Consider the following 14,273-nt stretch of genomic DNA (forward strand, 5'->3'; position numbering starts at 1 on the left):
ATGATTATTTTCCTCGATTAGCCAAATCTTTTAAATAACTTATGTAATCATCAAAGAGGATATACTGATTTGATTCGTCTGGAGACTGTGTTGATGATTTAGATTTATTAATAGCCGTCTTATCTTCAATATAAAAAACACCATCATATTCCGAGTATGGTTTTACATATAATTTTCCTGTTATTGGATTTTCACTAACTGTTGTTACACTTCTTGTCCCTGCATATAATGTCCATTTTTTACTTTTTGGCAATTCTCGCAAATACACTACAACTTCTTCATCTACCTTAAATTCTGGCATCTCTGAACATGTCATAACATACCCATTTACTTTTCCACCAGGAATTGTAAATATAACTGAACTATCTATGTTAAGCGACCCTTTTATAGATTCACTGATTTTTAGTTCGACATCAGTATAAATTCGCAAATTTCCTGTCATATAACTATTCATTGACACAATCTTACCAGCGACAACAGCATCAGACTTTTCAACAAGTTCGGCTGTGTTCATAAAAGCAATTCGACCATGAGCATTTAAAGCAAGACCTATTGATAATGAAAGTAATATGACAATTATGGTCTTTGTGTTCGCTCTTTTTACCCGCATAAATCTAATCCTTCTTAGTAATATCGCAATTACTAACAAACCTAAAACATATCTCCATATCCCATAATAAAATACACCAAAGATACTATATACCGTTTTTGTGAAAATACGTCTCGCTAATTCTGAGTTTATTAAAACCTTTGAAATTGCAGGCGCCAATGAATAGTAGATATCCACAACTGCTACCCCTGCCTCTGAATTCATTAAATAATGGTCCCTAAAACTCCTTACATCTTTTAGTAAAGAGATACTCCCTGTAGTTGTTCCCGTAGTCGTGCCTCCACCTTCTGTACCTGTTGGCGTAGTTGTAGTTGTCTGGGCACCACCTGTATTAACCTCTATAACATTTAATGGACAAACATCATTAGGGTCACCAAACATAGGTTTACGATGTGTTCTCATTCGTGAAAGAGTTTTTCCTGTGGTCGAACTTATTACTGTGTTTTTTGTAAAACTCCAAACTAATGGCGTTCCTATATTGTTATTACTCACATCCAATACATTTTCCTCTTCATGAAACACCTCTGATATAAATGAGGTTTGATAGTCAGTATCAGTACGTGTCGTTGTAGAATAGCTATTTGGACCTTGGAGGCTATCTATATCTGACGGAGTTATTCCTTCCGGTGCTTGACGGTTTAAACCTGTACCATTAAGTGCAGAAAGGGTTAATGTGTAACTCGGCGTAAACAATTCCCCATCTCTACCCGGAACTTCTAATGTTTTCCATAATCCAATTAGACTAAACTTACCTTGAAGTTGTTTGTTAATTAACGGCTCATACAATCCTACCATTGTGCTAAATAAAGGCACCCGCGGGGTATCAGGGCTATTATCCACATCTGCCCAGGCTACCACATGTCCTCCTGGTAAAGGAATAGATGGAATCCCGGTTCCCCGTCGAGTTTTACTTCTCGCTTCATGGTTTATATCAAAAAAGTTTTCCTGTGCACCGCGTGGATATAACCACGAGATTCCGGATATATCATCAGGGGCTAAATCTTTTGCTCCATCTTCTCTTTCTCCATTTATCGTTTCCACTTCAAAATAAATAGGGAACATAGTTGGGGTTGCACCAACAAATTGTGCTCTTCCATTAGGCATTGTCATCCACACCACTGGATTCTCAATAAGATATGATGGCAGTTCATCTGTGTCATTTAAATAAATAGCCCTCAAATTATTCAATGGTGTATGATCTAATCCAAGAAAATGTCCAATTTCGTGGACTAATGTTCCTTTTAAATCTGCTAATGGCTCCTCGCCAGATTGTGGGTTATAACGATGCGCTGTAGCAGAAACAACGATATCGCGGTCAATAATCGTTCCTGCAGAAATTGGGAAAACCTGTCCATTGTGTTCATAAACAGTATCCGTTGCTGAAAAAAGAGTTAAAGTGACTGATAAAATTCCACCACCGACATCCACCGTTTCTTCATCAGGTTCCACATCTTCACCTGTATCATCTGCGGACGTCACATACAACGATATTGTAGGCAAGGCATCCGGTGTGGTCAATGACAATGGGTCTTGATAATAGCCTGCTATTCTAAAGCAAGCATAAGAGGTCGGGACATCTTCCCATACTTTTAATGCTTCCTTAACTTTTTCAATTTCTTCATCTGTAAAACCTCGCTTCCCTTCTTCAATATATATGCCTATTCCCTCACCTGTAAGTATTTTACCATCATTGTTCGTGTCAAATTCATAAAAGGGCCAACGTGCTAAGCGTAGGACATTAAAAGCGTCAAATCCTCCACTCGGGAAAAAAGCATAACTCATTTGAAAAATAGAAATGAAACTTATCATCAACAAAAATCTAATTAAATATCTTTTGTTCACCATCCGAACTCCTTTCTTTCGTCCGGAAAATTTAATTACCGAATTTAGTTTTTATTTTTATCTAATTTTAACTTTTTCTTTCTTCCTATTATGAACCATCAAAAATATAGCAACAGATAAAATTACGCCAACATCTAATATATAACCAGATGGTTTATCTACACTCGGATCTGGACCACATACAAAGAATAAAAATCTTCTCTTTTTCTTCTGAGCGTCATTAATATATTCGAAGCCATTTACCACTGTTTTCTCTGTTCGTTGATCTATATTCTTAACGGTTACGTCTAACGGACCTACCGTAGGGATTCCTCCTAATGGGAAACCTACTAAAATAGTTGTTCCATCCGCAGACACTGATATTACAGGCATTAGTGTTTGTGCAAAATAAACCTCAATATTGCCGATAGATGAGAAATTAGAACCCTGGATTGTTACAGGAAATTCTTTTGACGTTCCTTTATTTGGCGATATAAAATCAATAATCGGTATCTTTCCAAGAGGTTTCGATGTTAGTCTTAATAAATCAGTCCGCGTTGCCTCATCACCAGTCGCTGTATTTCGCACTAATAATACTATTGGTTCTGTAGGGGTAACCCCTGGCAAAGTACTTACTGCTACTGAGATGGCTGTATCTGTCGCCTGTAAAATACGTACTTGATAACCAGAGATTCGAACTATTGGATTTGTTCCAAAATTGCGTCCATATATTACAAGTGAAACTTCTTGTCCATCAAGTGTTTGAACTGGTAATTCAGAAATAGAGGTCGATTCGATAACTAATGTGCTTGGACCTACCGACCTCTTAATAGCATTTATAACACCTGTTCTCTTCTTCTTTGTGCAATGAGAACGAACCCAATTAACTCCTGAATTATCTTCTTTTGCACCTGCTTGCTTTCCATCCAAATAATACCGAATCTGTGGGTTTTTGAAGTATGTAATGAAACCTAATCCTCTTACAGCCCATGGGAACTCACGGAATTTAGTAAAATCATTCCGTTGTTCACCCGTCAACCGAGCCCAAGTATCCGGATCAGGCTCTGTCGGTGTATTAGGACCCCAGTTTACAATTCCTATTCTGAAATTCACACCTACTTTCATCTTATCTGATGCGCGAATAACTACAAAGAAATCGGGACCATAGAATGGATTTTTATTATCCGAACCAAGACTTGTTGGAATCCACTGACGATTTCTTGTCTGTTGGTCTTTTGGAATAGGAACATTATCCGTACCTGGAGTAGAAAATACAAATTTCACCTGTGTAGCCTCGCCTGTCTGTCCAATATAAAATGGTGGGACATCCAAAGGTATTGGAATATCAATATCTGGGTCATATATACCATTTCTATTCGCTGGATTATTATCATTATCTCGATACAAGGCAATTCCACTTATTTGTGGGTCTATATTTAATGGTAACAAATCATTTAACGGATTAAAATCTGAATTCGCTCCTTCATTGTAAATTTCTAACGTTATTTCTTCTAAGAAACTGGGATTCCGTTCAATCCGCCACGAACCGCTTCGTGGTGCACCACTCAACAAATATAATTGGTTAGTGGTATTTCCAACAATCTCGTATGATTCATAAGCAGAATCTATTAGAAAATCCCCAACCAAAGAATTGGGCTCAAATGTAACTCCGCTGACAGTAAATGCTCTGTCAGAACCTACTCCATCATTACCCTGATATATACTGTCTTCAGGACGATTGGTAGATATATCAAAGCCCATAAAAGCAAAAGCAGGTCCTCCAGGGATTATTGCTTGCTGTTGGCTTGTAAAATCATAAATTTGCACGGGAACATTCAATTCAAGCATATCATGTCCATAAAAATCTTGTACAGGGTCCTCTTCCGGACTGGACTTAATGTAAGCAGAACCACTTGTATTAACCTGTGGATAGAACTGAATTCCTGCTTTACGGTCTAAATCACTCCGTGCCGGAAGAGTTGCTGGAATAACTGCACGAAATACCTGGAACCGTTTCCCTTGATTATTCATACGAACTGTAATGAATAAATCATCACCCGGGTTATTTCCTTCCGATTCCGTAGTTCCTTGTTCTACTGTTGTACCTTCTCCTCCTATTACTTGTTTTTCCAAAGTGCTTTCAATAGAACTTACCTCTTTACTATCCTGGTTAAGGTTCTTTTCTAAATCAACATCTTCAATTAATATATTTGAACACAAAGTAGCTATAGGTTTTAATAAGGATGGCATATAATCATCTGTTGGCAAATTCCATTTTTGTTTAGGATATAGTGTTAATATCCACGCATAATCCCGCTGGTCTACTAATCCATCGCCATTCATATCATCTGGCAAACCATCTCCATCAATATCAATAGGTTCAGGTTTTGAACTCCATTGCAAGTTATTTACTGGAACAACCTTATCTCCAATATTTGGCATTGGTAAATCCCAATAACCAGCAAGTAATTTAGGTTCAAAGAAAACCCCATTCTTGTCTGTATCCTCCCATAATAAAACTCCCGAGTCATAATTTTTACCATCTGGGTCCAGTGGCATCAATATATCTGGAGTAAACTCTGGACCCCAGAAAGCCACTACTATCTTAGCAACTGAAGGTGGTTCTTGCATTTCGGAGTTTGCTACAACATCACCTGAACCTACAAGATTAATACCTAAGAGAGCTGTATGTTCAGAGTTTATATCTGCCTTTTGTGTTAACAGCCTTGCCTTACTAAATTCAGGTGCCCATTGGCTTGCCCTCGGATATTCATTAGGTCCTATGTTTTTTGACCATGTTTGATATGTCGGAAGTATAGGTTGGTCTAATGGATTGACATAAGCAGAAGAACGATTATCAGGTCCCACCACATCTACATGGTCAAATGGCACCGTTTCATAAGCAAACTGCCCCCCACTATGAGTATAGTCAAAATTTACAGATAGAGAGGCTGTATCAGAAATAGGATAGGTAAAACCACCGAATTCTCTCCATCTGGTAACACCAACAGAATGTCTATTTAAAAATTGACTTCGTACTTTACCGTCTGGGTCCATCCATTTATCGAAATCTTTGGGATAATCAACAAGTCCTGTTGTATAACCTAAACAATTACTCGAATTTGTAGAACCTGAACCAAAGAAGATATCTGATTCAAACTTATAAGAAGAATCTGAAATATAGGTTAAAACAAGGTCATGAACATCTACACCGACTTTTATCGGTTTTGTGGCTTTGGCATTTACTGTTCTCTGAGGCCACCATGGTTCCTGCTCACCCCATCTTGGGTCCGATTGCCATGGCGGACCACCACCATCTAACAACCCACCTAAGGGTGGAATTTGTGAATCTACATAGATTCCACCTGTTGCATTTCCATTACTATCAATCCGTCGTGGTTCAATAAATACTTTAAAATCTGCTCCCATCATCACACCATTTCTATCCGGGATAGTCTGTGAAATATCCTTAAAACCGCTATCCGTTCGAACAACAACAAAGTAGTCATAGGAATATTCACTTCCTGTAGAGGGACCAACAAAATTATCTGGAATGGGTTCTACATATCCATCAACTACATCTGAAGATTCAGGATTAGGATACTGTCTCTTTCCATAGAAGAAACGTAGATTTATCTTCCACCATGGGTCTCCACCTCCAGGTGGGAACGGAATATATTCCCAATTTAACAATCGTCCCGTTGGTAATGCCAATCCTTCTGACAAACTATAACCTATTAAATCTTCAGGAAGCATTGGATAATCACCATTAAGTTGCACTCCCTGACCATCGGCACGAGGAATAGGTGGGTCAAATTTGCCATTATTATTAGTATCATGCCAAACCCAAACACCATTAAAAACTATATCTTGAAATACTACCGAATCACTATCTATCAAATAACTATTGATTTGTGTTGATGTTTTATCCAAAGCCTCTCTTGGGTCAAACCCACCATTCCCAGGTGGACCATAAGGGTCAGCACCTATATCCGTAAAAATAACATTTACCTCTCGGAGTTGAGGCCATATTTTTCTGTTTAAAACAACTCGTGGACCTACTAATGGGTCATACTGGTCAGCATGCACAGATTTAGTTGAATGAACATTAATACCTATTACAGGTCTCCATACATCCATTAGAAGAAGTCTACGGAAAGATAGTAATTCTCCTGCATACATATAAAGAAGCTGATCTACTTGTGACCATTTCGGACGTGTGTGCTCTGCTAACGGTGTATACAATCGTGTTGGATAGTTCCAAGCATCAAAACTTGCAAAATCCCAATTCTCAACTGAGCTCAAATTATTTAAATCCCAAACTGCAAAGCTTGAGGAATATGCAGTATCAGAAATCATTCGTTCCGGTTTATCTTTATTATAGAAATTCGGATTATATTCATCAATAGGTTCGCCATCATTATTTCTTGGAAAGATACCGTTCAACTTCACCATTTCTGCTCGTAATACATCACATGCTAACGTTAATTGACTACGCCATGTTGCCGAGGTCCGAACCGCAACAATATATGAGTTACCTTCAAAACCTTCATCTTGTGTTGGTCCTGTAACCACTGGATAATCCGGATTTTGTGCTGTTCCACTACCAAGGAAATTTAGTCGATACGTAAGCCCATCTTTTGAAAATGGATTCTGTTTAATTAATGTGCCTAACGGAGAGCCATCAGCACCCCATTTAAACAACAAATCATCATAGTATGGGTCTAATGTATTATCATATTCTTCCTTCCTTGAATAATTCTCTTTAAATAAACCAAATTCCAACAGGTCAGTTACATCCGGTCCAGCAAGGTTTCCATAACCCTCATCTCTTCTGCTATCGGGTCGAACCCGATACGTAAGAGATTTTAACACCCTTGGAGCAGGGTTTTCAGGGTCATAAGACATGGTAAACTTAAATAGAGGTACCCAGTCTATCAAAGGCAATAATGCTTCTTTATCTTTAATAATCGACTCTACAGAGAAACTGGCACTTGGCTCTTCTTGTGTTTCCCCTTCAGTAGTCCCTTCTGTCTGTCCTTCCCCTTCTGTTGTTGATGGACATCCAACACAAGGTCCGACAGTAATATAATTTGGTATTTGATAACATAATTTCATTGTTTCATTGGTATTTACATTCTTAAATGTGACTTCCAATGTAACTGAATAAAATCCTTCTTTGGTGTATCTATGTGTTGGATTCTGCTGTGTAGATTCTGGTGCTGGTACATTATCTCCAAAGGTCCATGACCAGGCAATAGCCTTCCATGCATCTGTTCCAATAGACATATCCTTAAAAGCAACATCCAAACCTGGGTCTAACTCACCTGTAGCATCAGGGGTTATATATCCTGATGTAGGTTGTGCTATAAAACTCACAAATGGGGCATTAAGAATCTCAATATAATCACGTTTTATCTTTGAAGCGGTTAATCCATTTTTATCAACAATTTCCACACTCACAGTATATTTTCCAGGAGTACCATAAGTATGAGTTGGATTTTTATCAGTGGACTGACTTCCATCTCCAAATTTCCAAAGCACACTGGAGACAGTAATCCCACTTCCTGGTTTTAATGTAAATTTAATTTGCCCTCCTGGAACCTGTCTTTGTCTATCAGACGTAAAATCAACTGTTGGTACTTGTAATGCGACTATTGGCTTGGTTCTACCGGATGCCACAGGATTGGTACGTACCCAATTTAAGCCCAACCTATCGGATTGTGCTTGACTTACATCCGGCTCTGCTCTGGCTGTCCATTTCCGTAATCGGTCGTTATATGCCCAGTAGCGATAAATTAACGGCTCTTTAAAGAAACTAATAAATCCTAAGGCACGATTACCCCATGGAAATTCGGAATATAACATAAATAATCCATCAGATAAATCTGCAGACGGAGGATAAACGCGAACAAAATTGTCAGGGTCCGGCTCTGTCGGTGTATCAGGACCAAAGGATACAATTGCTGATTGGAATGAATCGCCTGGACTAATTGACGGTGAAGTCCGAATCACTACAAAGAAGTCCGGTCCATATCCATTCTCACTTGGACAATCTCCAAAACATACTGGAATCGGCTGACGAAGACGGGGTTGAGATACGTAAGGCGTTCCACCTTGAGATGAATCCCGACCAGTACTATTATCTGTCCCCGGAGAAGAGAATACAAATCGTACCTGATATCTCGGGTCACCAGGACGTGAATACCATACCGGAGCTGAATCCAGTCGTAAAGGCAAGTCAATATATTCAATTTCACCGTTTGAACCTATTATAGGCGGGTCAAATACACCATTTGTATTCTTTGGGTTCCAATCATTATCACGCCATATAGAAACACCGCTCAATTTATCATTAGCAGGGTCTTCTTCATTCAAAGGCAACAAATCTGTATACGGGTCAAAACTTTGATTCGCTTGTAAATCTACAGAATAAAACTCAACGATAACCTGTTCTAAAAACGTCGGGTCCTTTACAATATACCACGGACTTCCATTCCTTGGTGTTCCTGCTCGAAGACTCAATGTCCTACTTTGGGCACCAGTTATTTCAAAGGCTTCCACACGTTTATCGACGTCTCTCTCAGTATTGCCGTACGCAACCAGCCATAAACCGGTTACATTTTTCGTCCATGCACCATTAGAGAAATACGTTGTATCACCTACATTAGGAATAACTATATCATTTGTATCCGGTGCAAATGATTTATCTCCACCAGCAGCACCAGTTCCATTTCCATAAGCAATTAAATTGTTAACTCGGTTCATCGAAGCATCGATACCTAATATGGAAATAGGCTGTCCACCTGGGGTTATCACTGGTGTTGTAATACCACTGGTTGACGGGGGAAGTAACGCATCTGTTAAATCTACAACTCGTGCAGGAACACTCACTTGAAGCATATCATGACCATAAAAATCCTGCAATCCGCCTTCTTCGGGATTCGTCTTCCATGCTCCACCACGGGACGTTAAACCACCTTGTGATAAAATGATTCCAGCAAATTGAGACGACGTTGGAGATCTGTCGGGCAATCGTGCCGGAATAACACAACGAAACTCTTCAAAAGCACTTACCGTATCTGATGTGCGAATAACAACAAATAAATCATCACCTCGGTGACCACCTTCAGTAAGGGCTTTGGCACTCTTCTCATACGGAACAACATTTGCAACACCGTTATCGTTAAAATCAGCATTTAAAATATCCAAAAGTAGAGATTTCTTTTTAGAAAACGCAAGTTTTTCAGTTTCTTTTATGTCTTTCACAAGTTCTAAAGGTATAGGTGATACGGTTTCTTCATTAGCACCTGAATCTAAACTCTTAGCACTACTTGGCGGATTGGCTCCACCAGCACGAAAATCTGATTGTGGGACTGTCCATGGCTTTGCTGGAGTTAACTGCAATACCCATGCAAGGTCCTTCAATCCATCCCAGACTTTCCTTTGTGCTGATGATAATTGTGGACGTTCCGGATCTGATAAATCGACAACACCATCCGTTACAATTCCATCACCACTCAAATCATCCGGGATATTATCACCATCTAAATCCACAGGTTCTGGAGCAATCCCCCATTCTAATGACCCCGGAACTAATGGCACAATTTTATCTATAAATGTAGGGATTGGGGCTTTATCAAAGAAAAGCGGTCCTGTAAAAACACCATCATTGTTCGTATCCTCATAAAGCAGGACACCAGATGAGGGCAATGTGCCTCCAGTGCTATCCAGAGGTGTTAAATCAGATGGGTCAAACTCCGGCCCCCAAAACGCTATATACATACTATTTAATGCTACCGGTCCTAATTTATTAACAACTGGGTCATCTGCACCGGCAAGATTTAGTCCTAACACCGCTACTGGCTGGGACTTATATTCCACTTTTTGTCGTAAAATTCGTGCCGCCCTTGCTTCTCCATTAGCACCCGAAATCACCGTATTGCTACCCCAACCCAAAGGCCAATCTGCCATTTGCGGATATCGATTTCGAGACATAGCGTTCTTCGTTACTAACCACGGTCCCCTCTCTACTGCATTAACTTTACCACCCTTTACACCATAAGGATACTGAGATACAACTAATTGATTCCCATTTGTTAAATATGGTGCAACATATGCCGAATGAGCATTTTCAAGAGTTAAGACATTTCCATTATTACTAACGATATAATATCTTCCACCATTATTATCAATAAACCACCAACCTGAAAGGTCGACTCCACCAAAATTGCCATCTAATAACTCCGCATAGTAAATATCATTCTTGTAAGTGTCCCATACTTCGCTCCATGTTTCAATATCATTTGGGTCCTCGTTAGGGTCAAAATGGTAATACTCAAGGTTATCTGTTAAACTCCCCTCATCAGCATAAATAATGCACCGTGTTCCAAAATTAGTTAAATCCAACCTTATAGGCCATGTTGTATAATCTGGAAGTGTCGGTTGGATAAACGGCTTCGGATAATATATACTCCGAGGAACAAGTGCTCGTGGTAATAATGTGTCATCAAATGTCGGTTCAAATGGCACGGTTTCAAACGAATATTGAAATGACGTTAACTCATCAAGATTCGGTATCTGATAACCTGTCCAGAAAACACCTTCCGAATAATCAGGCAAGAATCCAGGATTGTATATATACTTTACCGCATTAGTTGGACGTAACAAAGGATTATCTGTAGTATCTAAAACGAAGTCTCCAGGAGGTGCAAGACCAAGAAGGAATCTTTGGTTAAAAATACCAAACACATCAAAACCAGTATTTAAATTCATAGGTGGATCTATCCATAATCCGAGATACGTCATCCCCCTTGTCCCCCTCCAATCATACCAAAGAAAATTTGCATAATTCTGAAGGACATAATGATTGCCAACACCAATAGGAAGCGGTTGTGTTGGATGTATATATGTTTCCCTTCCAAATGTATTATCGGTGCTGTAGGTCATGACAAGGTCATGGACTTCAAATCCAATTCTTTGTGGCTTTACGTTATCCTGTATATGTTCTCGTTCATGCCACCACGGCCGATTTATCTTGCGATTCACTTCCGACGTAGAACCAATAGGATATGTATCATCTATCCACGGCGTATCCTGTACATATTTCTTTGTCTTGGCTAAATACATATTTGAGAACCAAATTCCTCCATCCCAGTGCCCCCCATCTCTCGGATTCCAACGACGTGGCTCAATAAACGCACGGAAATCACCTCCAAAGGTAGCCCCCGGACCTGAAGTCCTACCCGATATGTCCTTCTTACCACTATTTGTTCTTAACACTACAAAGTAGTCAGGTTTCTCTATAGCGGTATTAGGCACACCAGGTTTATAATAATCTGCAACAGGTTCAAAATATCCTGTGGGATCATCGTCTGGACATCTCCTTCTACCTCCTGAAAATCTTAACCGCACTTTCCACCACGGGTCACCACCACCTGGTGGGAAAGGTTCGTATTCCCAATAAATCTTTGTATCAACTAAACCTCCCTGCTCATAAGTGGCAGGGTACATTGGACAATCAAGAAACGAAACACCATATGTGCTACCAGAACTATCAAGTGGCACCGGAGGGTCAAATATTCCGTTTCCTCCTTCCGATTTTTCATGAGTATCGTGATAGAGCCACACACCACTAAATGCATAATCGTTCTGAACAGCTATAGAACAATCTCCTGCAGATGAAGTTGTTATTGGCTCCAAAGCATAATTGGGATTAAATCCTCCATTTCCTGGTGGACCAAATGGGTCTCCACCTATATCGGTCAATATTAGATTTAGTTCCCAAATTTGTGCTGAAGGGTCTCCATGAGCATTAATACCTAACACCGGTATCCATGAATCTACAGGTAAAACATGTCTTAAATCCAATATTTCCCCCGTAACTGCTTCTATAAATGTGTCGGAAATATCCCACCTTGGTCTTGTATGCTCAGGCACAGGAGTATACATAAAGAAGGGCCAAGATGATATATTCCGTTCTGTTCCAGGACGGTAACCAAAAATAGTATCACCTGTCAAATCATAAACATTAAAATGCCCTGTATATTGGTTATTCTCATTCATCACTTCACCCTGATAAAAGTTCGGACTATATGAATCCACAGGCTCACCCGTACTTTGAGTTAGAAAACCCCCAACCCCATATTGCCAATACGGGAATGGGATTGAATCCACAATAGATGATAAGTTAGGACCGCTATATGGTTGCATTCTCGCCATCAAAAGAGACGTTCTCATTGTATTTTCATTATTCCACTTAAAACTCATCCGCACCGCTACAATGTAACTCAACCCAGGGTCAGGACCAGCGGTTACCCATTGTTTTGAAGCATATCCACCAGCGAAATCAACACTGCCATCCGTATTATTAATCTTTACAAATGGGAATAACTCTGTGGGTGGACTATTCCGTGGATTTACGGCTGCAAATGGGTCAATTGGGTCATACAATGAACTTTGAGGATTCATAGTAAAATTAAGGTTATAAGTTAAGTCTTCTAAAAACTGACCATATGAATTAGGCATTTCATAAGGATACCCATACCTATCCCACGTTAACATAGGCGTTCCAGGGTCTACTCGAAATGCATTTGCAGTCCCTCGAACATAAACCAGCCTACCATCATACATCAGGTCAAACTCATCATCAGGCTTATTTTCAGGTCCCCAATCAACAAACAAACCAAACTCTAAAATGTCTTCCGGTTCTAAAGTCCCTTCCAACTTATAATAAAGTTGAGTTAATGCTCTCGGCGCAGGCTGGTCAGGATTGTATTTCATATTAAACCTGAAAAGGGGAAGCCAATCATTTAGAGGAACAACACCTTGTCCATTTGGAATTAAATCTTTTGCCTCAAACGAAGCAGAAGGAACTTGTTCACCTTCTCGAACAATTATATAATCCGACTTATAAATAGGTGGCTGGCCAACTGGAGGGCAATCAACATATGTATTCCCTGTAGGGTCATTGGGGTCTTTAATCCGAACACGCATACCTATCGTATATCTTCCCCCGGATTGAAAATAGGGAGTATTTTGCCCACCTATAAGAAATACTTGATTTTCAGGGGTCACTAATGGTTGATACGATTGATTTACCCGAAATTCCCACCACGCCTCTGTATAATTTGTAGTAGGAGGCACACCTCCAACATTCGTGCTAATGTACCATGTAATATTCGTAATGTTAGGGACATCATTAGGACCAAACGATGGGTCAAGTCTATAAACCAATTTAAACCCCACAGCCAAAGGTGCCGCACCATCTGTCGGTTCCCCAATAAAATTAAGGTCTATCTGGCCACAATTAGCAAATACAGGATTTCCTATCTGGCTCTGTGTTAATGAGGGGAGGATTTTCACTAATGCATCTGTCGGAGCTGACGATGCAACTTGTATTCTGTTCTCAATACCCTTGGTTTCTGCATTCGTATTTACCGTTACTGATAAGTTCTGTCTAAAATCATCTGCCCTTGTATATTTCTCTACAAAAAAATCGTAGCTTATGTCTAATGCAATAAATAAAATCAAAACTATAAAAAACAACATCGGCAGGGAAAATATACTTATCCGTTTCACAGTAATGTTCTCCTTCTTTTATCAATACTATACATTACAACACTTCTATTTCCAAAAATAAAATTTATTTTATATGTTATCAAATTCTTACTGTCTATATAAAACCTTTCCTTCTTAAATATTTTTTTCTAAAATAGTTTATCATGTTTGAGTAAGCAATATACAATTTTTTCTCCTAAAAAAAATCTTTCTTATCATCATAACTATTTCTTTATAATTATGTCAAGAATTCATTTCATTTTCAAGTCTATTTCTTTTTTTA

2 protein-coding genes are annotated in these 14,273 nt (G+C 39.2%); both read right to left on the reverse strand.

The window, feature by feature from the left end; translation table 11 throughout:
- Positions 1-4: 4 nt before the first annotated feature.
- A complete protein-coding gene (locus PLJ10_02065) occupies positions 5-2,455 on the reverse strand; it encodes a hypothetical protein (GenBank protein HOK08428.1) in 2,451 nt (816 codons plus the stop codon).
- A 54-nt stretch (positions 2,456-2,509) separates the two neighbouring features.
- Positions 2,510-14,011 (reverse strand): PKD domain-containing protein, encoded by an 11,502-nt coding sequence (locus PLJ10_02070; GenBank protein ID HOK08429.1) that lies wholly within the window; start codon positions 14,009-14,011, stop codon positions 2,510-2,512.
- Positions 14,012-14,273 lie beyond the last annotated feature (262 nt).

Source organism: Candidatus Hydrogenedens sp. (assembly GCA_035361075.1).
Lineage (GTDB): Bacteria > Hydrogenedentota > Hydrogenedentia > Hydrogenedentales > Hydrogenedentaceae > Hydrogenedens.